Below are 20849 nucleotides of genomic sequence, written 5' to 3' on the forward strand. Positions count from 1 at the left end.
CACGCGCCAGTGGTTTCTTCAGGCTGCGAGGAGCGGGGCGACCGCGGCCGCGGCGAGCGCGAGCGCACCGGCCGTCGCGAGCCAGTCCCGGCGCGCGTACGCCAGCGGCGGGCTCGTTGGATTCCACGCGAAACACCGGGCGCGGAGCGCGACGGCGAGCCGGTCGGCCCGCGAGAGTGCGCGCCCGAGTCCGCCCACGCCGACGAGCCGCATGCGCTCGCGCAGCGACCGGTCGTCGCCGAGCCGGGCGTTCACGGCGTCTCGGCGCGCTCGAAGGTCGCCCTGGAGCACGGGAAGGAACCGGAAGACGAGTGCGACACCGACCCCCGTCGCCGCCCCCAGCTTCCCGGGCAGCAGCCAGCGGAGGGCCGCCCGCGAGTCCCGGACGGGCGTGCTGTAGACGTACGCGGCGGCGACCAGCAACAACAGCACGACGCGGTAGGACGCGAGCGCGGCCTGGACGGCGGGAGCGGTCCGGAACCACGGCTCGCCGAGCGTGAGTCCCGCGACGAGCGGCGCGACCAGCAGGAACGGCGCGACCAGCAGGAACTCCCCGACTGCGTCCCGGACGGAGGCTCCGGCGAGCCGGGGTGCGACCGCCGCGAACGGCGTCAGCACCGCCAGCCCGACCGCCGTCGTGTGCGCGAACGCGGCGGCGGCGAACCCGGCCTGGAGCGCGAGCTTCGCACGCGGGTCGAGGCGGTGGAGTACGCCGTCGCCGGGTCGGTAGGTGAGTGTCACGGAGGCCGCACCCCGACGCCGGGGAGGCCGTCCAGCACCTCGTCCGGGGTCCCGCGGAGCGCCACCTCGCCGTCGCGCATCGCGACCACGCTGTCGGCCAACTCCCAGACGTCTCGGAGGTCGTGAGTGACGACGACCAGGCTCGTCCCGCGCTCGGAGAGCGCCCGGAGGCGGTCGAGGACGGACTGGCGGGCGGGCCAGTCCAGACCCGTGAACGGTTCGTCGAGCACGAGGTGGTCGGGCCGCATCGCGAGCGCGGCGGCGATAGCGACTCGCTCCTGCTCGCCGCCGGAGAGGTCGGCGACGCGCTCGTCGCCCCGGCCCCCGAGTTCGACGGCGTCGAGGGCTTCCTCGACGCGGGCGTCGACCTCGTCGCGGGACAGACCGAGGTTCTCCGGGCCGAACGCCACGTCAGCGCCGACTGTCGCGCCGACGAAGCCGTCCCGGGGGTTCTGGAACACCATCCCGACGCTCGCCCGCGCGGCCACGAGGTCGTCTTCGACCGGCGTGCCGTTCACGAGTACGTCGCCCTCGTCGGGCTCCAGGAGGCCGTTGAAGTGCCGGACGAGCGTCGTCTTCCCGGAGCCGTTCGCGCCCGCGACGAGCACGCACTCGCCGTCCGCGACGTCGAGGCTGACGCCGTCGACGGCCACTGTGTCGCCGTACCGGTGGACGAGGTTCCGGACCGACAGCATCAGGCCGCGTTCAACTGGTCGCTACGCGTGATGCCGATTGCGGCCGCAATCTTGAACGCCTCGGCGGGGACGAACGCCGCGCCCGCGACGAGGAACGCGTCAACGAGCGCGGACGGGGTCATCGCAGCCGCGAGGCTGGCGTTCTGCGCGATGGAGAACCCGACCGTCCCGGCCGCGTAGATGAGCGCAGTGGCTGCAACCATCGCGGCGACCAGTCGCGGCACGCCGACGTTCCGGGGGTCTGCGAGCCCGCTCGTGCCGTGCGCGACGAAGCCGGTGAGCGCGGCTGCGAACGGGTACGAGAAGAGGTAGCCTCCGGTCGGGCCGAGCAGCGCGGCGAGCCCGCTCCCGCCGCCGGCGTAAATGGGCGCGCCGACCGCGCCCGCGACAACGTACAGTGACAGCGACAGCCCGCCCCACAGCGGCCCGAGGTAGAGCCCGGCGAGGAACACGCCGAGGACCTGCAGCGTCACCTCCACCGGTGAGACCGGGTTCGGGAACGATACGTACGCCATCGCACCGGTGAGCGCCGCGAACACGGCGGCTCGCGCGACGTTCTCGACGGTCTCGTCGCCGACCAATTCCACGCTGTCTGTCTCGGTACTCATGGTTCGCTCTGTCTCGTCAACCAAGTTCAAATCAGCGGTTTACGCCTTGCGCGTTCAGGCGTCAGACATTTGTCGCCGCGAGCACAGACTCTCGCAGTACCCAATGGACGAGAAGACCGAGGAACTCCGTGACCTGTTCCAGAACGTCACCGACGAAGACACCGTCACGGAGTCCCAGGCCGACACCCACGGCTCCCTCGCCTCCGAGGCGGACGTCGAGGAACGCCTGCGGGACACGGTCTCCACGATGCGCGACCGGCTCGACTTCCAGACCAGCCTCGACACCGACGCACTCGCCACCGTCGTCCGACGGTTCTACGCCGGCGACAGCGACGCCGAGGTCGCCGACGAGGTCGACGTCGACGCCGAGACGGTCCGCGACGCCCGCCACGACCTCCACCTCGTCCGCGACGACGACGCCCCAGTCGACCTCGACGCCGTCCGGGACGCCGCCGACGACCCCACCGACCCCGACCTCGGGACCGTCGTCGACCGCGTCGACGCCGACCCCGCGGCGGTCGAACGCTCTCTCGCCGTCCTGCACACGAGAAACGAGATTCAGCGCGTCAACGACCGCTACCGCGCCGAGTTCGAGAACGCGCTCCGCGACCGCGAACTCTCCGAGCGCCTCACCGCTACCGTCCACGAGGACGGCCTCGACGACGCCACCGAGGGTCAGGAGACGGACGTCGACATGTAGCTGACGGCGGCGTTCACACCACGCGCTGTCTTCTCTGCTGTGTCCGTCCCCGACGACCCATGCCAGCGGCTTTAAGTTCGCTTCGTGCCTCCACGTCTACGAATGAGCGACGGGGAGCGCGCTGACAGCGAACGCACGGACGTCGAGTCTGTCGAGGAGCTACTGGACATCCACAGCGCGGAGGACGTCTTCGACCGGCTGTTCCGGGACAGCGTCGTGAACGCCATCATCGGCTGGCTGCTCGTCGCGGTGCTCGCGGGCGTCTTCGTGGACAGCGTGGTGGACTTCGACCAGCAGTGGATGCTGTTCGTCGCCGTCGTCGGAGCCATCGTCCTCGTGCCGCCCGCCGCGTTCCGGTCGTGGCGCGTCATGCTCCCGTGGGAACTGCTCGTGCTCGCGCTCCTCCCGGTTCTCGTCCGCGGCCTGTTCGGTGGCACCGTCGGAACGTTCGCCGTCTACTTCTCGCTGGCCGCCGTCGCGCTCGTCGTTGTCGTCGAACTCCACCTGTTCACGTCGATGGAAGTCACGCACTGGTTCGCCATCGTCCTCGTCGTGATGACGACGCTCGCCTCGGGCGCGGCGTGGGCGGTCGTCCAGTGGAACGCCGCCCAGTACCTCGGTGCGCCGTACATCAGCACGAACGACGCCCTGATGGTGGAGTTCCTCTGGATGACCCTCGCCGGGTTCGCGGCGGGACTCGTCTTTGACGCGTACTTCCGGCGGCGCGACCGCTGGCTCCGCCGCGCGTTCAACCGGGTGGTGCGCCGATGACGCTGCTCCCGAGACCGTCGGTCGCGAACCAGCGCCTGCTCACGCGCGCCATGCAGGTCGTCCTCGTCGGTATGGTCGCCTACGGCTTCCTGCAGGGGAACTCGAAAGCCGTCGTGAACGGCTCCATCACCCTCCTCATCACGTTCCTCCCCGCCATCCTCGAACGCAACTACAACCTCCCGATGGACCCGTGGCTCGTCCTCTGGATTTCGGCGGCCGCGTTCCTCCACTCGCTCGGCTCCTCGGGGCTGTACGCCCACATCTCGTGGTGGGACCACGTCACGCACTCGCTGTCGGCGTCCCTGATTGCGGGCGCTGGCTACACGGTGGCGCGCGCCATCGACCTCCACCACGACGACATCACGCTCCCCAGGGAGGTCGCGTTCATCTACATCTTCGTCGTCGTCCTCTCGTTCGGCGTCGTCTGGGAGCTCTTCGAGTTCGCGCTCGACGTCGTCTCGCAGGCGACCGGTCTGACGATGCCGCTCGCCCAGCACGGCCTCGAGGACACGATCAAGGACCTGATGTACAACTCGCTGGGCGCGCTCATCGTCGCCGTGTTCGGGCAGGCCCACCTCCTCGGCGTCGCAGAGACCGTCGAGGACTGGTGGCTCACTCGCAGCGGCCAGTAGCCCGCGAACGTTCAAGTACGGGGACGAGACCACCACGCCCCGTGTCCGACGAGACGACGCCCGAGCCGGCCCCCGACTCAGTCTCCTTCAGTGACCTCGCGCTCGCCGCCTACTGCCCGCGACAGCTCTACTACGCACGTCGCGACGACCGCGACCCGCCCGAGGCACACGACGCTGCCCGGGAACTCGCGACCCAGTACGGGTCGCTCTCGGTCGCTTCCGAGGCCGCGCTCGCCACCTACGACCTCGCCGTCGAACCCCCCGAGTTCCAGTCGAACCTCGCCGCCAGCCTCGCGGCTCACTCGGTCGACGACCCGGCCGAGACTGCCGTCTACCTACGTGGGAAGGACGCGCACGGCAAGGCAGCGAAAGTCCACCGCGGTCCCCTCGCCCCCTCGCTGGTGACCCCGGGGAGCCCACCCGAAGCGGGGGTCTGGGAGCCACAGGCAGTGCGCGCCGTCGCGGCCGCGAAAGCCCTGTCGTGGCGCGAGCAGACGCCCGTCGACCACGCGTTCGTGGAGTACGCCCGCCACGGCGTCGTCCGCCGCGTCGAACTCACCACCCGCAAGAAAGCCGCGTATCGCCGCGCGCTCCGGACCGCCCGCGCCCTCGACGGCCCGCCGCCGCGCATCCACGACGACGCGAAGTGCGGGGCCTGCGAGTACCGCGAGGAGTGCGGGACGAAGACCCGGACGCTCGGGTCGCTGCTGTCGTTCGGCGACGACTGAGCGGCGCGGCTGTTATCGGTGTTCGGCGAGCCACTCGCGGACGGCGTCGCCGACCGCGCCCTCGCGGAGAATCTCGCCGTTCGCCGCGTCGACAACCGTACTTCCAGTCCCGCCCGGCGTCTCGCCGTCGTCCACCACGGCGTCGACGCGCTCTCGGAACGCGGGGTCGAGGTCGTCCGGGTGGGTGACGCTCGGCTCGCCCGAGACGTTCGCACTCGTCGCCGTCAGCGGCGCGACTCGCTCCAGGAGCGCGAGCGCCACGTCGTGGTCGGGGACCCGCACCCCGACGCGGTCCCGGCCGCCCGTCAGCACGTCCGGGACCGCCTCCGTCTTCTCGCAGACCACCGTGACCGGACCGGGCAGGAACTCGGCCATGAACGCGCGCTCCGTCTCGCCGACGCGGACGTGCTCCAGCGCGGCCTCGTGGTCGGGGAACGCGAACGACAGCGGCTTCTTGCGGGGGCGTCGTTTCGCCTCGAACGCCGCCTCGATGGCGTCGGGGTCGAGGGCGTCCGCCGCGAGACCGTACACCGTCTCCGTCGGGAACACGACCAGCCCGCCGTCGCGGAGCGCCGCGGCGGCCTCGTCGAGTGCCTCGTCGGTGACCATGTGTCCGTCGAGGCGGCCGTCGCGAAAAAGGATTACAGGTCGTCGAGCGCGCCCTCCAGCTCGTCGTAGTTCGGGAAGTCCGGCCACTCCTCGGCGACCCACGCGTACTCCACGGTGCCGTCCTCGGCCACGACGAACGTCGACGGGCGATGTTCCTTGACACCCGCCATCCCGTCGAGGTCGTTGACGACGCCGTAGGCCTCGGCGATGCCCGCCTGCGGGTCGCTAAACAGCCCGGTGAAGTGCTCGATGCCGCGCTCCTCGATGGTGGTCTTGTGTTCGTACGGCGACGAGACGGAGACGCCGACGACCTGCGCGTGCTCGTCGACGCCCCGGTCGCGGAGTTCGTTGTACACGTAGGTCGCCGGGAACGCGCCGTCCATCGGCGTGAACACCAGCAGGACAGGTCCCTCGGCGAGCAGGTCCGAGAGCGAGACGTCCTCCCAGTACTCGTCGTTCACGAGCGGCCGGGTGAAATCGGGGGCCTCGTCGCCCTCCACCACGTGGTCCGTCTCGGGGAGGTCGACGACGTCGAAGTCCAGTTCCATCACTCCCCACCCCCGTAGGTCGCGTCGAGGTAGTCGACGATGTTCGCGCTCTCGGCCATCGCCACGCCGGTCTCGTCGTCCACGATGGCGGGCACGGTGCGCGCGCCGACGATGCGCTTGACCGCGTCCCGGTCGGCGTGCATCGGCTCGACGAACCGCGACTGGTACTCCAGCCCGAGTTCGTCGAGTCGGTTCACGACGCGCTCACAGAACGGGCACGCCTGCAGCCGGTAGAGCGTGATGTGGGCGTCGCTGTGCGGCGGCCGCGGCGGCGTCTCTGCTGCGCTCATGTTCGCACATTCGCCGGAATCTCGGGTAAACGCTTCGCCACCGGCGGTCCCCGCGGCTTCGGTGAGCAAAGCATTAAACGGCCGGGCGGCAAGACCCACTACTGAATGGGCTCACTGATGTCCCTGCTCGCCACGTCGGTGTTCGGCGTCGACATCGGACAGAACGTCATCATTGGCGTCGGTGTCGCGACGCTGGTCGTGCTGATGGTACTGTCGGCGTTCTTCTCGTCCTCGGAAATCGCCATGTTCTCGCTGGCACGTCACCGCATCGACGCGCTCGTCGAGGACGACATTCCGGGCGCGGAGACGGTCGCCGACCTCAAGCAGGACCCACACAGGCTGCTCATCACGATTCTCGTCGGTAACAACCTCGTCAACATCGCGATGTCCTCCATCGCCACGGGGCTGTTCGGCATGTTCCTCTCACAGGGTCAGGCCGTGCTCGCTGCGACGTTCGGCGTGACCGCGCTCGTCCTCCTGTTCGGGGAGAGCGCGCCGAAGTCCTACGCCGTCGAGAACTCCGAGTCGTGGGCGCTGTCCATCGCGGGGCCGCTGAAGTGGAGCGAGCGCCTGCTGTACCCGCTGGTGGTGCTGTTCGACTACCTCACCCGCATCCTCAATCAGGTCACGGGCGGCCGGGCGGCCATCGAGACGAGCTACGTCACGCGCTCCGAGATTCAGGACATGATCAAGACCGGGGAGCGCGAGGGCGTCATCGAGGAGGACGAGCGGGAGATGTTCCAGCGTATCTTCCGGTTCAACAACACCATCGCCAAAGAGGTGATGACGCCGCGGCTGGACATGGTCGCCGTCTCGAAGGAGGCCACCATCGAGGAAGCCATCCAGACGTGCACGCAGGCCGGCCACGAGCGCGTGCCCGTCTACGACGGCGAACTCGACAACGTCATCGGCGTCGTCAGCCTCGAAGACCTCGTCCGCGAGTACCTCTACGGCGAGACCGAAGACGTTGAGCTGGACGACCTCATCGAGCCGACGCTGCACGTCCCCGAGTCGAAGAACGTCGACGAACTCCTCCAGGAGATGCAGGACGAGCGCGTCCAGCTCGTCGTCGTCATCGACGAGTTCGGGACGACCGAGGGGCTGCTCACGACCGAGGACATCACCGAGGAGATCGTCGGCGAGATTCTGGACGGCGAGGAGGAACTCCCCATCGACTTCGTGAACGAGGACACCGTCCGGGTTCGCGGCGAGGTGAACATCGAGGAGGTCAACGAGGCCCTCGAACTCGACCTGCCGGAAGGCGAGGAGTTCGAGACCATCGCGGGGTTCATCTTCAACCGCGCCGGCCGGCTGGTCGAGGAGGGCGAGACGTTCCAGTACGAGAACGTCGAGCTCACCGTCGAGCACGTCGAGAACACGCGCATCATGAAGGCACGCGTGAAGCGGCTGCCCGCCGAGGACGCCGTGGACGCCGACGCCGAAACGCTGACCGCGGACGGCGACGGCGACGACGACGCGTAACTCACGCTGCTGGCGCTGTTCTCTCGCAGTCACTGACGGCACAGGGCTTTACGTGGTCGGTGTGTGACACTCCGGTCGATGGCCCTCCGCCCGCTCGACGTCCTCCGGTCTCCCGCGTACCTCCTCGCGTCGTTCCCGCTCGGCGTCGCGTACTTCGCGTTCGTCGTCGGCGCTGCGTCCGCCGGTGTCTCCCTGCTCGTGTTCGTCGTCGGCGTGTTCGTGCTCGCCGGTGGCGTCGCCGTCGCACGCCGGCTGGCGGTGGCCGACGCCCGACTCGCCGCTCGGCTGTACGACACACCGGTGCCGGACCTGGCGTCGCCGTGCGTCGACGGCGGACTGCTCGCGACGGCGAGAGCGGAACTCCTGTGCCCCGACAGCTACCGCGCGACCGGCTACCTGCTCACGCGGTTCGCCGTCGGCGTCGCCGGGTTCGCGGCCGTCGTCACCTGGCTGGCGACCGCGGCGGCGCTGCTGGCGACGCCACTGGTCTACGACCGGCCTGACGTCTCCGTGGGCGTCGCGGGAGCCTGGACCGTCGACACGCTCCCGATGGCGCTCGGCGCGGCCTGCGTCGGGCTCGCCGTCGCCGTGGCTGGTGCGGTTGCAGTGGCTGCCGCCGGACGTGCCGCAGCGGTGGCGAGCGTCCGCCTGCTCGCGCCGGCTAGATGACCGCGTCCACGCCGACGAACACGCCGTAGCTCACCGCGAGCGCGAGCGCCAGCGACGCCACCCACGCCAGCACCGTGAACAGCATCTTCCGGCCGCTGACGCCGCCACCGGCGCTGTTCGCGGCCGCGTAGCCCGACCCGACGATGGCGGAGACGATGATCTCGTTGAACGACACGGGGATGCCGAAGAAGACCGCGGACTGCGCGATGGCGAAACTCGGGATGAGCGCGGCGATGGAGCGTCGCGGCCCCAGCGAGGAGTAGTCCTGCGCGAGCGCCTTTATCATCCGTGGCGCACCCGTCCACGACCCGACGAGCAGCCCGATGCCGCCGCCGAGCAGCACGTACACGAGCGGCACGTCGCCGTCGACCAGCGGGAGCAGCGGTCCGACGGCGAGTCCGACCTGACTGCCGCCCGCGGAGAACGCCACGAGCCCGCCGAGCGCCAGCAGGAAGTGGCGCTGGCCGCGCTCGGGGTCGCCGGCCACGTCCCGGTAGAGGACGGCCGCGACCAGCGCCGCGAACGCGAGTGTCACGGCAGCCTGCGCCGCGAGTGCCGTGCTCCCGGCCGCCTCGGCGACGCTGTACGCGAGCGACGCGCCCTCGCCGGGCGCACCGAGGAACGCGAACTGGATGTTGGCGACGATGACACCGACGACGCCAGCGAGCAGCGGGACGAGCACGGCGTCCCGGTCGAGGTCACGGAGGCCGCGCGCGGTGGCGTACGCGGTGCCGCCGCCGACGAACGGCACGAGGACCCACAGCGTCGCAATCTGCTGGTACTTCGGCCACGCCGCGCCGCCCCCCATCGCCAGCCCGGTGCCGACCACGGCACCCGTGACGGTGAACGCGGTGGCGATCGGGTAGCCGGCGAACACGCCGATAGCGACGAGAATCGCGGCCGTCGACAGCGCCGTGGTCGCCGCCACCGGCGAGAGCGTGACGCCGACGACGAGCTCGCTGCCGACCGCCTCAGAGACGTTCGCGCCCTGGAGGACCGCGCCCGCGAGCCCGAGGATGCCGACGACGAACCCCGCCCGCATCACGGTGATGGCGTTCGCGCCAACTGCGGGCGCGAACGGAGTCGACCCCGACGAGCCGGCACCGATGGCCCACGCCATGAACAGACTCGCCAGGGCGGCGACGACAAGCGTCGCCAGTCCAGCACCAACCATCGTTTCTTGTCCGTGTTCCGTGGGGACGAGCAAAGAGCCTACCGACACGCCGCCGTCCCGCCGGGACTCCGCGGCGGCCGCGACCGTCGGCTATCTTGACCGCGGTCAGTTCGTCGTGGACTTCGCGTCCTCGCGCTGCTCCGGGGGTTCGACGCCCTCGGCGGCTTCGGCGGCCTCCGTCTCGCGCTCGGTGTCGACGTGCCAGCGGTCGATGTCCTCCTCGAAGGAGTCGAGGTACGCGCGGACGGCGTCCTTGAGGTCGTCGTCGTTGACGTTCACCTCCAAGACGAACTCCTGCTGGCTGCGGACGCGCTGGACGTTCGCGGAGACGAGGTCGTTGTCGAAGTAGTACGGCGCGACCTGCGTCATCACGTTCCGGTAGACGACGTCCTCGACCTTGCGGAGGGCCTTCCGGCCGGCGGTGTCCGCCGCGCGTTTCACGTGCCCGAGGGAGTCCTGCCACTTCTCGACGGCGTCGCCGTTCTCGCCGTCCTCCAGGGCCTCGTAGGACTCCGAGAGTTCCTCACCGGCCGCCTGCAGGTCCTCGTCGGCCGACTTCCCGGCCTTCTCGCCCTCGCCTTCGGCGACGCTCGCCTGGTCGGCGGTCTTCTCGTTGACCTCCTCCTCGATGCGCTCGTGGGACTTCGGCCGCCACTCGTCCCACGCCTCGAAGGCGTCCGGGTACGCCTCGTCGGCGTCCGCCTCCCGGAGCGCAGTCGTGATGCGTTCCCCGTGTTCGACCACGTCACCCCACGTGCCGCGGCGTTTGAACCCGGCGACGCTCTCCTCCATGATTGGTCCGTCTAGGCGCGCGCCGCTTAAACCTCTTGCCGGCGGTGTGCTGGCTCGTAGCGCGACACTGCCGCCCGCGTTCGACCGGATAGCAGGTTTGAAGCCGCCCGCTCACGCGCTAGACGACAATGACCATCGAGGACCGCGGCGACGCGAACGTCATCACGCACTCGCTGGCGAAAGACACGCTCTCGCGGCTGCGAGACGTCGAGACGGAGCAGGTCGGCTTCCGGAAGGGGCTGGTGAAACTCGGCCGCATCTCGGGGTACGAGATCATCGACGGCGCGATGGAGACGGAGTTCACGTCCCTGGAGACGCCGCTCACCGAGACCACTGGAGAGCGCGTGAAAGGCCTCGACGACGTCGTCATCATCAACGTCCTGCGCGCGGCGACGCCGTTCGTGGAGGGGCTGCTGAAGGCGTTCCCGAGAGCGAAGCAGGGCGTCATCAGCGCCGGCCGCGACGAGGACGCCGGCATGAACGACGACGGCGAGTTCCCCATCACCATCGACTACGTGAAACTCCCCGAAATCTCGGAGACGGACACCGTCATCGTCGCCGACCCGATGCTCGCGACGGGGTCGACGATGTGCACCGTCCTCGACCACGTCACGGACGAGATGCCCGACGCGGGCGTCGAGGACCTCTTCGTGCTGTCGGCCGTGAGCGCGCCCGACGGCCTGCTCCGGGTGGGCGACCAGTTCCCGGAGGCCGACCTGCTGACGGTCGCCATCGACGACCGCCTCAACGACGAGGGGTTCATCGTCCCCGGTCTCGGCGACGCCGGCGACCGCGCGTTCCGCACGACGTAACCGCCGACCCCCACGTTGAAGGCGCTCGACCGCGAGTCGCCGCGTATGAGCGACGACGCCGACATCGAGCCGTGTAACTGGTGCGGGGAGCCGGTCGCCGACCCGCTCTCGCGGACGGTCCGCGTGACGGTCGACCGTTCCGAGATAGACAGCCAGCGGCTCTGCCCCGAGTGTTTCGCGGACTGGATCGACCGCTACGAGACCGAGATGCGGTCCGACGACGCCGACGAGTCCGCCGACCCCGGGCCGACGCCGGTCGACGACGACACCGACATCATCGTCGACTGAACCCCCTTCTTTCACCTCCACGGGTCGCCGCGGTCGTGCGGTTCTCCCCGTCCGTGTGGGAGTCGGAAACGGTCCCCCCGACGGCTCCGGAGAGCTCCCGAGACGCCGTTACTCGTCGTCCGCGTCCTCGCCGGCGGTGAGGCCGTCGCCGCGCTCGCGGTCGAGCGCGCGGTCGGCGTCGTGGTGGTCGCTGTAGCCGTCGAACCAGCGCGCGATACGCTCGATGCGGTCCACGACGTGGGCGGGCTCGCCGGACCGCGAGAGTTCGTGGCCCTCACGGGGGTACCGCACCATTCGGGTGTCGACGCCCTGCTTCTTCAGGGAGATGTAGAACAGCTCCGCGGTGTTGGCGGGCGTCCGGTAGTCGTTCTCGGAGTGGACGACGAGCGTCGGCGTGTCCACGTGCTCGACGTGGGCCGTCGGGGAGTGCTCCCAGAGGAACTCGGCGTCTTCCCACGGGACGGCGTCGAAGTCGCCCTCGATTAGCTGGTAGGCGTCCGTCGACCCGTAGAACCCCGTGAGGTCGAAGACGCCGCGCTGGGCGACGGCGGCGTCGAAGAAGTCGGTGTGGCTGACCGCCCACGCCGTCATGTAGCCGCCGAAGCTGCCGCCCGTGACGAAGGCGTTCTCGTCGTCCACGTAGTCGCGGTCGGCGACCGCTCGGGCACCGGCCAGCACGTCTTCGAGCGTGACATCGCCCCAGTCGCGCTCGATAGCGCGCATCCACTCCTCCCCGTAGCCAGTCGACCCGCGGGGGTTACACCAGAAGACGACGTAGCCGCGGGCCGCGAGCGTCTGGAACTCGTGCCACATCGACCCCGAGGTCGACCACATCCGGTGGGGCCCGCCGTGAATCTCGACGGCCAGCGGGTACTCCTCGTCCGGGTCGAAGTCCGGCGGCGTGAGCACCCAGCCCTGGACTTCGCCGCCGGGAGCGTCGAACCACACTTCCTCGGGCTGGGCGACCTGGCGGTCGTCGAGGAACTCGCGGTTGGCGCGCGTGAGGACGTGTTCTTCGCCGCCTGCTGGCGTCGACGCTAGGACCTCGCCGGGGTGGTCCCACTCGGACTGCACGACGCCGACGGTGTCCGCGGAGACGGAGAAGCCGTCGACGTGCCGGTCACCGCCGAGCACGACGTGGTCGTCGCCCGAGTCGGCGTCCAGCCGACGGACGACGTAGCTGCCCTCGTCGGGGGTGCAGACGTAGAGGTATTCGCCGTCCGGCCCCCACTCGGGCGCGTGGCTCGCGCTCCACAGTTCGAGTGTGCGGTCGAGGCCGGCGGTTAGCCGCTCGATATCGCCCGTTTCACGGTCGAGAACGTCGATTTCGGTCTGGGCGAGCGTCGAGTCGTCTTTCGGCGTCGTCGTGTACGCCACCTGCGCACCGTCGACCGCCAGCGTCGGCCCCCAGCCCTCCACGGTCGTGACGACCTCGCTGTCCCCTGTGTCGGGGTTGTAGGCCTCGACCTCCCACTCCAGTCGGTCGTCGCCCTCCAGCCCGCGTCGAATCGGGTAGTAGAGTTCGTCGTCGCCCCAGGCGGGCCCGAGACACTCGGCGACGCCCTCGGTGACCCGGTCGACGCCCCTCGATTCGAGGTCGAGGACGTAGACGTGGCTGCGCGCGCCGTCCCGGTAGTTCTCGTGAGCGCGGTAGACGTGCCGGTCGATGACGCGGGGGTCGGGGGCCTCCCGCTCGTACTCCTCGTCGCGTTCGAGGTCCATGTCCTCGTCGCGCTCCTCGTCGCGCACGGACTGCAGGAACGCGATGCGGTCGCCGTTAGGCCCCCACGCGATACTGGAGACGCCGCCGACCACGTCGGTGACCTGTTCGGCCTCGCCGCCGCCGACCGGCAGCACCCACAGCTGGGGGCGGTCGTCGTCCGCCCCTCTGGTGGAGACGAACGCCAGGCGGTCGCCCGAGGGGCTCCACGCCGGCTCCGAGTCCACGCCCTCTGCGACGGTGAACCGCCGGCTGCCCTCGCCGCCGACGCTCGCCACGTGGACGGTCGCCTCGTACTCGTCGTCGCCGTCCGGCGTCGTCCGGACGAACGCGACGCGGTCGCCGCCCGGCGCTACTGCCGGGTGGCCGAGCCTGTCGAACTCGCGGTAGTCGCTGGCCTCGACTGGCTGCATACCGGTGGGTCGCCCGGGGCTCGCAAAACGATTTGGTTCGGGGAACCGTCACATGCCCCGTCAGTTCTGCGCGTCGAGGTAGGACTCGATGTACTCGTCGTCGACGTGGTCGAGCAGCCGGTGGTAGCCCGCTTCGGTCCGGCGCTCGATTTCCTCGTCGGTCAGCAGCGTGTCGAACGCGCGGTCGATGTCGGACTCCCGGAGCTCCGCGAAGGTCTCGTCGTCGAGTCCGTGGTCGTCGCCGGCCTCGCGTTCGAACCACTCCCGCCAGCGGTCGCGGTCGCCCCACTCGCCCGCGAACTCGGAGTCCGGGCGCTTCCAGTCGTAGTGGGCGGCGACCCCGTCCGGGAACCCCCGCGCTCGCCGGTGGTCCGCCAGCAGACAGCGAGCGACGTGCGCGCCGTTGCCCGCCGCAATCACGGCTTGCGCACTGCGGTCGCCGCCGGGCGACGCGACGTACAGGCCGTCGACGGGCGTGCGGCCGTCGTCGTCGGCGTACTCGTGGTCGAAGCGTTCGCTGGTCTCGCCGTGGTGGTCGTGGACCTCGAAGCCCGCCTCGCCGACGACCGGCCGGAGGTACGAGCCGTCGTACCACGCCGCAGCGAGCACGTAGCTCGCTCGGACGCGCCGGCCGTCCTGGGTCTCGACGACGAATCCGTCGCCGTCGTTCGGCCGGTCGACGCGCTCGACGGTGTCCTCGACGCGGTCGCAGCCCGCTTCCCGGGCGTGGTCGCGGAACAGTCCGAGGAGCGTCGGCACGTCGACGCCGCCCGGGAACCCGGGGTAGTTCTCGACGAACGCGCAGCGCTGGAGCGCCGCGTTCCCGCGGTCGAAGACGAGGGTGTCGAGGCCGTACCGGGCGGTGAACACGCCCGCCGAGCAGCCGGCCGGACCGCCACCCACGACCACCACGTCGCGGTCCTCGTCGACGTCGGAGTCGGTCACGTCAGAACTCCCCCGCGACGATGTCGGCGACGCGCTCGCGGTCGAACAGCTCGCCGTCGAAGCCGTAGAGGTCGCCGGCCAGCCGCTCGGTCAGCACGAGGTTCGTGATGGGGCCCTGGTAGAGGCCGCCGGCGCGGTACACCGCGCCGTCCGCAACGGCGGTGATGCGGCCGGCCGTCTCGTGGTTCTGGAGGAACGACACGACGGCGTCCTGGAACTCGGCCTCGCTCAGGTTCTCGTAGCCGCGCAGCAGCAACACCTCGGGGTCGACGTCGAGCAGCGTCTCCACGTCGATGGCGGCCCGGGTGCCGTGGAAGTCCTTTACGCCGGACGCGGCGAACGCGTCGTGGACGTTCAGGTCGCGGAGGTTCTTGAAGCCGGTGCCGCCGCCGATGACGTACGGGTAGAACTTCGTGGGCTCCTTCCCGACGCCCCACGCCACGGCGGCGGAGGGGCGCTCGCTCTCGCCGGGGACGACCGGCGCGAGGTTCGACTGGAAGTCGTCGTGGACGCCTTCGAAGGCCTCGTAGCGCTCCTCGCGCTGGAAGACCGTCGCGAGCTTCTCGAAGCCCTCCATGAGCGTGTAGTAGCGGTAGTCGTCGTGCCAGGGGTAGTGCTGTGCGTAGATGCAGTTCCCGAAGAAGGGAGCGACCCGGGATTCGATGTCCTTGATGTCCGCGCCGGAGACGTTCTCGGTGCGGTTCTCGAGGAAGTTCGGGTCGATGACGTGGACGTCGGCGTCGAGGTCGTAGAACCGTTCGACGTTGACGCCGTCCTGGTACAGCGACGTCATCTCGCTGGTGTCGACGCTGACGCCGTCGATGCTGTCGTAGTAGTGGGTGTGGTAGCGGTCGGTCAGCGTGACTGCTTCCGGCGGTTCGAGACCGAGGGCGATGCCCATGTCGGCCCAGCTGCCGTTGCTCGTGACCCACGTCTCGGGGACGGACTCGAACTCGACGTCGCCGACCGGTGCCATCGAGACGGTGTACGAGTCGCCGCCGTCGCTGCCCTCTGGGGTGCTCGTGGTGCAGCCGGCGGCCGCGCCTGCGGCTGCGAGGCTGGCGCTCCCGGCGAGGAACTGCCGTCGCGTCGGTGTGCTGTCGTCGCTGCGCATGATTTTAGGCTCGCCTAACAATACTTACGCGCTTCGATTTTTAGGCGCGCCAAAACTACGCCACGTCCGCCCGGCCGCTGGTCGCGTCCGCGATTCGCTCCCGGAGGCCGTCGGCGTCCGCCACGGCCACCGTCACGTCGAACCCCACGTCCTCGCCGTAGTCGGCGTCGAACTCGCAGTCCGCGCTCTCCAGAATCCCCCGGACGGTGCCCGAATCGTCGTACGCCACTGTCACCGTGAACCGCTCCTGCGGGCGCTGCTCGACCACGCCGGCGTCGTCGACGGCGTCCTTCACGGCCTTCGAGTACGCCCGCGCCAGCCCGCCGACGCCGAGATTCGTCCCGCCGTAGTACCGCGTCACCACCACCACGGCGTTCTCCACGTCCCGCTGCTGGAGGACGTTCAGCGCGGGCTTCCCCGACGAGCCAGTCGGCTCGCCGTCGTCGCTCTGGTACTCCCGCAGCATGTGCCCGGAACCGGGGCCCCCGGACTCCACCCGAACCCGGTAGCACGGAACGTTGTGCGTCGCGTCCGCGTGGCGCTCCCGCACCTCGTCGACGAACGCCTCCGCCGCCTCGACGGTGGCCGCCGGGCTCGCGTACCCGACGAACTCCGACCCCTGCACCTCGAAGCTGGCGTCCCCCCGGCCGGCGACCGTGCGGTACGCGTCAGTCACACTCCGGATTCGGGCCGCGAGCGAGTTCCCGCTTGCGGTTCGTCGCCCCAAAAGGTTATGCGTGCGTCTACGCAAGCACCGTCAGATGGCCGCGTTGACGACGCTCGAACTGTTGTACGTCGCCGCCAGCGTCGCGCTCTCTCTGTCGGGGCTCACGATGGTCGCGTTCGCTGCCAACGCCTACCTCCAGACCGAGCACCGCGAGATGCTGTTCCTCTCGCTCGGCTTCAGCATCGTCGTCGCGGCGGCAATCGCCACCACCGTCTCGGCGTTCGCCCAGAACTTCGAGAACGCCATTCTCCTGCTCACCGTCAACTACGCGATTACGACGGTCGGCTACCTGTTCATCCTCGGGAGCGTCGTCTACCGGGCCGACTAGGAGAGTTCGACCGACCGCACGAACGGCATCGACGCCAGCTCCGTGAACACCTCGCCCGGCAACTCCTCGTCCGTCACCAGGTAGAGCCGCGGCTCGTCCGTGAACTCGGGGTCCTCGCTGATCGTCTGCCGGATGGAGATGCCCCGGTCCGCCAGCAGCCCGGTCACGTCCGCGACGATGCCGGGCTCGTCGGCGTCCTGGACCGCCACCGTGACGACGTGCAGGTCCAGCACGGGCGCGAGGTCCATCAGGCTCGGAATCTGGCTGATGTTCTGGAAGATGCGCGTGAGTTCGTCGTCAGCGAGGATGGCTTCCGTCGTCGAGTCGACGACCCGCCGGTCGACGCCCGCCTCCTGGGCGACCTGCGTGTAGGGAATCTCGATGTCCCCGGAGACCACCCGCCCGTCGTCGTTCACGGAGAAGCCGCGTTCGAGCAGGAGCCGAATCACGGCCTGCTGGCCCGGGCTCCCCTCGAACTTCTGCATGATGTCCTCGAACATACCCCGGAGGTGGTGGCGTGCGGTGAAAACCGTGGGGGTCTCCTCGCCTACCCCGTGTCGGGCCACGCGGCGAGCGCCGCCCCGCCGAGCCCGACGGCGAGCCACGCGAGCAGGCCGGCGAGACTCGCCGCCGGGGAGGCAGTGGCGACGGGCGGCGTCGCGAGCGCCGGCGCGAGCGCGAGTTCGAACACCAGCCCGCGGAACGCGCTCGCGGGACTGAACCCCGCGAAGACGGCTATCGACCCGGCGTCCACGAGCCCGCCGGAGACGGCGGCGACGAGCGCGAGGTCGAGGCCGACGGCGAGCGCGACGAGCGCGGCGACGCTCCCGCCGAGCGCGCCCCGGGTGGTGCCGACGGCGGCCGACACCGCGACCGCGAGCGCCGTCGCGACCAGCGCGTACCCCGCGGTGAACAGCGCGAACCGAGCGAACACGACCGGCGTGTCGCCGGCGCTGTGCGACGCGAAGAACGACACCGGCTGCTCGGCACCGGTGGTGGCGACGACGCCGGCGACCGCCAGCGACGCCAGCACGACCACGAGCACGCCGCTCGCGCGCCCGACGAACACGCCGAGGACGTACTCCAGACGCGTCAGCGGGTACGTCCGGAAGACCGCCAGTTCGCCGCGCTCGCCGTCGCCCTGCACGGTCCGGTACGCGAACGCGAACGCGACCGCCGGCACCAGCACCTCGACGGGCAACAGCAGGTCGAACGTCAGGGAGACGTAGCCGCCCGGCGAGCCCGCGGCGGCACCCGCGAGCCCGACGACCACGGCGACGAACGCCGCGGCGACGGCGAGCAGCGCGCGGTTCCGCGCGAGCGTCCGGAGCTCGCGCTCCGCGACGACGAACACGCGGTCGACGGCCGCCCGAAGCCCCGCAGCGTCAGCCCCCGTCTCGGCGGCGTCGCTCACTGCGCGTCACCCCCGGATGGAGCCGCAGCGGTGGCGTCGAGTTCCCGGCCCGCGACGGCCCGCGAGAACGCCGCTCGGAGCGTGCCCGCACCGGTCTCCGCGAGCAGGTCTTCGGGCGGCCCGTCGAAGGCGATCGCGCCGTCAGCGACCAGCACGACGCGGTCGGCGCGCGCCTCGACGGCGGCGAGGTCGTGGCTCGACACCACAACCGCGCGGTCGTCTGTCGCGAGCGCGGCCGTCGCGTCGAAGACGCTGTCCGAGACGTCCGGGTCGAGGCCGCTGGTCGGCTCGTCCAGCACGACGACCGGCGGGTCGCCGACGAGCGCCTGCGCGAGCCCGAGCAGCCGCGTCATCCCGCCAGAGAGCGCTTCGACGCGGCGGTCGGCGGCGTCACCGAGCCCGACCCGGTCGAGGACGGCGTCCGCGTCGACGCCGCCGCCGACGAGGCCGGCGTAGAACGACAGCGTCTCCCGGACGGTGAACCCGCTCCGGAACCCCGGCGACTGCGGGAGGTACGCCGTCGACCGCGCGGCGTTCGCCGGCCGCCTGACCGTCCCCGAGTCGGGGTCGCGGAGGCCGGCCAGCAGCTCCAGCACCGTCGTCTTCCCGGAGCCGTTCGGGCCGACCAGCGCCACGAGTTCGCCGCGCTCGACGGCCACGGATTCCTCGTCGAGGATGGTGAGGTCACCGAACGCGAAGCTCGCGTCCTCCAGGGCGAGTACGGGGGCGGTCACGACGCGCGCACCTCCGAGGTGTTCCGAGCGGCCGCGAGCACGCCGGGGCGTGCCGGCTCGGTCAGTGGCGCAGTGTCAACGATGCCGGTCGACCGCAGCCCCGGCACGGAGCCCTGGACGGCCCGCAGCAGGCTCGTCGCCGGCGAGCGAGCGAGCGTGTACGCTCCGGGAGCGTCGTGGATGTGGCCGTCGACGCCGCCGGTCGCGCGGAACGGCCGGTCGTAGGTGGCGGCGTCGGCGCTGCCGGGCAGCGCCCCCCAGTAGTTCCCGGTATCGCCGACGGTCCAGACGCGCAGCGACCCGAGCCGGCTCGACACCGGGCGGCCGTTGTCCACCACGTCGTTGCGCGTCACGAGGTTCGTCGGCAGCGACGCCTCGCCGCGCAGCCCGACGTCGTTGCCGACGACGGTGTTCTCCGCGAGCAGCGACCGCAGGCCGAGGACGGCGACCCCGTAGCCGTTGTCGACGACGACGTTCCGCGCGAAGTACGAGTCGCTGCCCGCTGTCGAGACGCCGGTCTCCGAGCGCCGGACGTCGTTGCCGACGACGAGGTTGCCGGTCGGCCGCGTCATCACGATGACGCCCGCGTTCGCGTCGCGGACCGTGTTGTTCCGGACGAGCGCGCCGTCCGTGTACATCTCGTGGACGCCGAACCGGCCCTCGCGCATGCGGTTGTCCCGCACGACGACGCCGTCGGCGCGGTGAGTGTAGACGCCGTCGCGGCCGCCGACGAACGCGCTGTCCTCGACGACCACCGGCTCGTACATCGCAACGACTCCCATGAAGCCGTCCTCGGGCGTGTCGGTGCCGTTCAGGTCGAGGTCGCGGACGACGGTTGCGCGGCTGTCGACGGCGATGACGCCGCTGGACGGCGTCTCGACGCGGACGCCGGCGACCAGCGACTCGTTCGCGCCGAACAGCCGCACGGCGGCGTCGCCGCGGCCGTACGCCAGTTCGACGTTCTCCGACCACGAGACGTCCAGCTCCGACTCGTTCAGCTGGCTGCGGCGGCTGCCGACGTCTCCGACGCCCTCGACTCGGAGGTCGACGAGACCGACCCGGTCGGCGTCGACGTCGACCACGGAGCCGTTGCCGTCGCCGCGGACGGTGGTGGCGTCGTCGCCAGCGCCCGCGACCGTGACGGGCTTCGAGACGGTGACGCCGTCAGTGTCGTAGGTGCCGGGCGGCAGTTCGACGGTGGTGTTCGGCGGCGCGGCGTCGAGCGCGGCCGCGAGCGTCGGCGCGTCCTCGCCGACGACTATCGAGGTCGGGCGGTCACGGAGCGCGCGGGCGTCCGCCACGGTGTCGTTCGCCCACGCCGACCGCGCGTCGACCCGCCGCTCGAAGCGGTCCTGTGAGAGCCGGTCGCTGTCCGCGAGCCGGTCGGTGGCGTCGCGCCACGACACCACCTCGCCGCCGTACTCGTCGGCGAACGCGGCGGCAGCGGCCCGCCCCGAGAACGGCACGGCGACCGCGCCACCGTGGGGGACGCGGGCCTCGCTCCCGACGACGACGTGGGTGTCGTCGGCCGGCGCGAAGGCGACGTGGCGGGTCGCCCGCAGGTAGCCGTCGTCGGTCAGGGAGACGTTCGCGCCGGCGAAGTCCGTGACGTAGACGGCGACGGTGCGCCCGAACTGGCGGTCGTGGCCGGTGCGGGCGTGCTCGGACGCGAACGCCGTCAGCCCCCAGTAGCCGACGACGTACTCGTAGCCCGAGTAGAACGCCTGAACCCGGGGCACCGAGAGCCCGCGCTCGCGGACCGCCTGAACGGTCGTCCCGGTCAATCCGAGGTCGAAGGTGTCCTCGAAGGCGACGGGCTCGCGGTCCGCGCCGCCGCTGGCCGGCACCGCCAGCGAGACGCTCAGCAGCGCCAGCACGAGGACGAGCGCGCCCGCCAGGGCTCTGGCCGCCATCG

At 70.7% G+C, this 20849-nt stretch carries 25 protein-coding genes; 9 read left to right on the plus strand and 16 right to left on the minus strand.

What is annotated here, in order from left to right:
• Positions 1-18: 18 nt before the first annotated feature.
• The 3 genes from BMW35_RS09330 to BMW35_RS09340 are packed head-to-tail and all read right to left on the minus strand — an operon-like array spanning position 19 to position 2044.
• A complete protein-coding gene (locus tag BMW35_RS09330) occupies positions 19-741 on the minus strand; it encodes an energy-coupling factor transporter transmembrane component T family protein (protein WP_089669155.1) in 723 nt (240 codons plus the stop codon).
• The gene (locus tag BMW35_RS09335) at positions 738-1436 is read right to left on the minus strand and encodes an energy-coupling factor ABC transporter ATP-binding protein (protein WP_089669157.1); all 699 of its coding nucleotides are present in this window, start codon (positions 1434-1436) and stop codon (positions 738-740) included. Before BMW35_RS09335 ends, BMW35_RS09330 begins: the two co-directional genes overlap by 4 nt.
• The gene (locus BMW35_RS09340; RefSeq protein ID WP_089669159.1) at positions 1436-2044 is read right to left on the minus strand and encodes a biotin transporter BioY; all 609 of its coding nucleotides are present in this window, start codon (positions 2042-2044) and stop codon (positions 1436-1438) included. The genes BMW35_RS09335 and BMW35_RS09340 overlap by 1 nt, the downstream gene beginning before the upstream one ends.
• A gap of 103 nt (positions 2045-2147) precedes the next feature.
• Here BMW35_RS09340 and BMW35_RS09345 point away from each other — a divergent pair, with 103 nt between their 5' ends.
• The 4 genes from BMW35_RS09345 (at position 2148) to BMW35_RS09360 (ending at position 4875) form a co-directional block, all read left to right on the plus strand.
• Positions 2148-2744, plus strand: coding sequence for a conditioned medium-induced protein 4 (locus BMW35_RS09345; RefSeq protein ID WP_089669160.1), 597 nt, complete (start codon positions 2148-2150; stop codon positions 2742-2744).
• A gap of 102 nt (positions 2745-2846) precedes the next feature.
• Entirely contained in the window at positions 2847-3515 is a 669-nt protein-coding gene (locus BMW35_RS09350; RefSeq protein ID WP_245708158.1) for a hypothetical protein, read from the plus strand.
• Positions 3512-4147 (plus strand): DUF2238 domain-containing protein, encoded by a 636-nt coding sequence (locus BMW35_RS09355; RefSeq protein WP_089669162.1) that lies wholly within the window; start codon positions 3512-3514, stop codon positions 4145-4147. The genes BMW35_RS09350 and BMW35_RS09355 overlap by 4 nt, the downstream gene beginning before the upstream one ends.
• 41 nt (positions 4148-4188) lie before the next feature.
• Positions 4189-4875 carry a CRISPR-associated protein Cas4 gene (locus tag BMW35_RS09360; RefSeq protein ID WP_089669164.1) on the plus strand — a complete coding sequence of 229 codons (687 nt, stop codon included), beginning with the start codon at positions 4189-4191 and terminating at the stop codon, positions 4873-4875.
• Positions 4876-4887: 12 nt separating this feature from the next.
• Here the strand turns inward: BMW35_RS09360 and BMW35_RS09365 are convergent, their stop codons facing one another.
• Genes BMW35_RS09365 through BMW35_RS09375 form a run of 3 tightly spaced genes read right to left on the minus strand, consistent with a single transcriptional unit; the run spans position 4888 to position 6322 of the window.
• Positions 4888-5484: an L-threonylcarbamoyladenylate synthase gene (locus BMW35_RS09365; protein ID WP_089669166.1), complete on the minus strand. Its 597-nt coding sequence runs from the start codon at positions 5482-5484 to the stop codon at positions 4888-4890.
• A 32-nt stretch (positions 5485-5516) separates the two neighbouring features.
• Positions 5517-6032: a redoxin domain-containing protein gene (locus BMW35_RS09370; RefSeq protein ID WP_089669168.1), complete on the minus strand. Its 516-nt coding sequence runs from the start codon at positions 6030-6032 to the stop codon at positions 5517-5519.
• The gene (locus BMW35_RS09375; protein ID WP_089669169.1) at positions 6032-6322 is read right to left on the minus strand and encodes a glutaredoxin family protein; all 291 of its coding nucleotides are present in this window, start codon (positions 6320-6322) and stop codon (positions 6032-6034) included. Before BMW35_RS09375 ends, BMW35_RS09370 begins: the two co-directional genes overlap by 1 nt.
• Positions 6323-6427: 105 nt before the next feature.
• Here BMW35_RS09375 and BMW35_RS09380 point away from each other — a divergent pair, with 105 nt between their 5' ends.
• Positions 6428-7804: a hemolysin family protein gene (locus BMW35_RS09380; RefSeq protein WP_089669172.1), complete on the plus strand. Its 1377-nt coding sequence runs from the start codon at positions 6428-6430 to the stop codon at positions 7802-7804.
• Between the two features lie 78 nt (positions 7805-7882).
• Entirely contained in the window at positions 7883-8473 is a 591-nt protein-coding gene (locus BMW35_RS09385) for a sensor domain-containing protein (RefSeq protein ID WP_089669174.1), read from the plus strand.
• Here BMW35_RS09385 and BMW35_RS09390 read toward each other — a convergent pair.
• Positions 8466-9647: an inorganic phosphate transporter gene (locus tag BMW35_RS09390; RefSeq protein WP_089669176.1), complete on the minus strand. Its 1182-nt coding sequence runs from the start codon at positions 9645-9647 to the stop codon at positions 8466-8468. The genes BMW35_RS09385 and BMW35_RS09390 overlap by 8 nt on opposite strands.
• Before the next feature lie 105 nt (positions 9648-9752).
• Positions 9753-10439 carry a DUF5828 family protein gene (locus tag BMW35_RS09395; RefSeq protein WP_089669178.1) on the minus strand — a complete coding sequence of 229 codons (687 nt, stop codon included), beginning with the start codon at positions 10437-10439 and terminating at the stop codon, positions 9753-9755.
• Between the two features lie 128 nt (positions 10440-10567).
• On the opposite strand from BMW35_RS09395, the gene upp reads away from it, so the two are divergent.
• Both upp and BMW35_RS09405 read left to right on the plus strand, forming a co-directional pair.
• On the plus strand, positions 10568-11251 hold the full coding sequence (upp, locus tag BMW35_RS09400; RefSeq protein ID WP_089669179.1) for a uracil phosphoribosyltransferase: 684 nt from the start codon (positions 10568-10570) through the stop codon (positions 11249-11251).
• Between the two features lie 45 nt (positions 11252-11296).
• On the plus strand, positions 11297-11539 hold the full coding sequence (locus BMW35_RS09405; RefSeq protein ID WP_089669181.1) for a DUF7569 family protein: 243 nt from the start codon (positions 11297-11299) through the stop codon (positions 11537-11539).
• Positions 11540-11647: 108 nt separating this feature from the next.
• Here BMW35_RS09405 and BMW35_RS09410 read toward each other — a convergent pair whose 3' ends face one another.
• From BMW35_RS09410 to BMW35_RS09425, 4 genes are read right to left on the minus strand one after another with little or no spacing between them, the layout of a single operon-like run.
• On the minus strand, positions 11648-13672 hold the full coding sequence (locus BMW35_RS09410) for a S9 family peptidase (RefSeq protein ID WP_089669184.1): 2025 nt from the start codon (positions 13670-13672) through the stop codon (positions 11648-11650).
• Positions 13673-13732: 60 nt separating this feature from the next.
• Positions 13733-14617: an NAD(P)/FAD-dependent oxidoreductase gene (locus tag BMW35_RS09415; RefSeq protein WP_089669187.1), complete on the minus strand. Its 885-nt coding sequence runs from the start codon at positions 14615-14617 to the stop codon at positions 13733-13735.
• A 1-nt stretch (position 14618) separates the two neighbouring features.
• The gene (locus tag BMW35_RS09420; RefSeq protein WP_089669189.1) at positions 14619-15731 is read right to left on the minus strand and encodes an ABC transporter substrate-binding protein; all 1113 of its coding nucleotides are present in this window, start codon (positions 15729-15731) and stop codon (positions 14619-14621) included.
• A 55-nt stretch (positions 15732-15786) separates the two neighbouring features.
• Positions 15787-16407 carry an IMPACT family protein gene (locus BMW35_RS09425; protein ID WP_089669190.1) on the minus strand — a complete coding sequence of 207 codons (621 nt, stop codon included), beginning with the start codon at positions 16405-16407 and terminating at the stop codon, positions 15787-15789.
• An 85-nt stretch (positions 16408-16492) separates the two neighbouring features.
• On the opposite strand from BMW35_RS09425, the gene BMW35_RS09430 reads away from it, so the two are divergent.
• Positions 16493-16786 (plus strand): hypothetical protein, encoded by a 294-nt coding sequence (locus BMW35_RS09430; RefSeq protein ID WP_177170813.1) that lies wholly within the window; start codon positions 16493-16495, stop codon positions 16784-16786.
• Here the strand turns inward: BMW35_RS09430 and BMW35_RS09435 are convergent.
• From BMW35_RS09435 to BMW35_RS09450, 4 genes are read right to left on the minus strand one after another with little or no spacing between them, the layout of a single operon-like run.
• Positions 16783-17286: a TrpY family transcription regulator gene (locus BMW35_RS09435; protein ID WP_089669193.1), complete on the minus strand. Its 504-nt coding sequence runs from the start codon at positions 17284-17286 to the stop codon at positions 16783-16785. The genes BMW35_RS09430 and BMW35_RS09435 overlap by 4 nt on opposite strands.
• Positions 17287-17333: 47 nt before the next feature.
• Entirely contained in the window at positions 17334-18200 is an 867-nt protein-coding gene (locus tag BMW35_RS09440; protein WP_089669195.1) for an ABC transporter permease subunit, read from the minus strand.
• Positions 18197-18934 (minus strand): ABC transporter ATP-binding protein, encoded by a 738-nt coding sequence (locus BMW35_RS09445; RefSeq protein WP_089669197.1) that lies wholly within the window; start codon positions 18932-18934, stop codon positions 18197-18199. The genes BMW35_RS09440 and BMW35_RS09445 overlap by 4 nt, the downstream gene beginning before the upstream one ends.
• Complete coding sequence (locus BMW35_RS09450) at positions 18931-20847, minus strand: NosD domain-containing protein (protein WP_089669198.1); 1917 nt, start codon at positions 20845-20847, stop codon at positions 18931-18933. The genes BMW35_RS09445 and BMW35_RS09450 overlap by 4 nt, the downstream gene beginning before the upstream one ends.
• Positions 20848-20849: the final 2 nt, after the last annotated feature.

It is taken from the genome of Halobacterium jilantaiense (genome assembly GCF_900110535.1).
In the GTDB taxonomy this organism is placed as follows: Archaea; Halobacteriota; Halobacteria; order Halobacteriales; family Halobacteriaceae; genus Halobacterium; species Halobacterium jilantaiense.

Coding starts and splice junctions, on each gene's coding strand:
- BMW35_RS09335 (WP_089669157.1), bottom strand. CDS start 1,436: ATGCTGTCGGTCCGGAACCTCGTCCACCGGTACGGCGACACAGTGGCC.
- BMW35_RS09340 (WP_089669159.1), bottom strand. CDS start 2,044: ATGAGTACCGAGACAGACAGCGTGGAATTGGTCGGCGACGAGACCGTC.
- BMW35_RS09345 (WP_089669160.1), top strand. CDS start 2,148: ATGGACGAGAAGACCGAGGAACTCCGTGACCTGTTCCAGAACGTCACC.
- BMW35_RS09350 (WP_245708158.1), top strand. CDS start 2,847: ATGAGCGACGGGGAGCGCGCTGACAGCGAACGCACGGACGTCGAGTCT.
- BMW35_RS09355 (WP_089669162.1), top strand. CDS start 3,512: ATGACGCTGCTCCCGAGACCGTCGGTCGCGAACCAGCGCCTGCTCACG.
- BMW35_RS09365 (WP_089669166.1), bottom strand. CDS start 5,484: ATGGTCACCGACGAGGCACTCGACGAGGCCGCCGCGGCGCTCCGCGAC.
- BMW35_RS09370 (WP_089669168.1), bottom strand. CDS start 6,032: ATGGAACTGGACTTCGACGTCGTCGACCTCCCCGAGACGGACCACGTG.
- BMW35_RS09375 (WP_089669169.1), bottom strand. CDS start 6,322: ATGAGCGCAGCAGAGACGCCGCCGCGGCCGCCGCACAGCGACGCCCAC.
- BMW35_RS09380 (WP_089669172.1), top strand. CDS start 6,428: ATGGGCTCACTGATGTCCCTGCTCGCCACGTCGGTGTTCGGCGTCGAC.
- BMW35_RS09385 (WP_089669174.1), top strand. CDS start 7,883: ATGGCCCTCCGCCCGCTCGACGTCCTCCGGTCTCCCGCGTACCTCCTC.
- BMW35_RS09390 (WP_089669176.1), bottom strand. CDS start 9,647: ATGGTTGGTGCTGGACTGGCGACGCTTGTCGTCGCCGCCCTGGCGAGT.
- BMW35_RS09395 (WP_089669178.1), bottom strand. CDS start 10,439: ATGGAGGAGAGCGTCGCCGGGTTCAAACGCCGCGGCACGTGGGGTGAC.
- upp (WP_089669179.1), top strand. CDS start 10,568: ATGACCATCGAGGACCGCGGCGACGCGAACGTCATCACGCACTCGCTG.
- BMW35_RS09405 (WP_089669181.1), top strand. CDS start 11,297: ATGAGCGACGACGCCGACATCGAGCCGTGTAACTGGTGCGGGGAGCCG.
- BMW35_RS09410 (WP_089669184.1), bottom strand. CDS start 13,672: ATGCAGCCAGTCGAGGCCAGCGACTACCGCGAGTTCGACAGGCTCGGC.
- BMW35_RS09420 (WP_089669189.1), bottom strand. CDS start 15,731: ATGCGCAGCGACGACAGCACACCGACGCGACGGCAGTTCCTCGCCGGG.
- BMW35_RS09430 (WP_177170813.1), top strand. CDS start 16,493: ATGGCCGCGTTGACGACGCTCGAACTGTTGTACGTCGCCGCCAGCGTC.
- BMW35_RS09435 (WP_089669193.1), bottom strand. CDS start 17,286: ATGTTCGAGGACATCATGCAGAAGTTCGAGGGGAGCCCGGGCCAGCAG.
- BMW35_RS09450 (WP_089669198.1), bottom strand. CDS start 20,847: ATGGCGGCCAGAGCCCTGGCGGGCGCGCTCGTCCTCGTGCTGGCGCTG.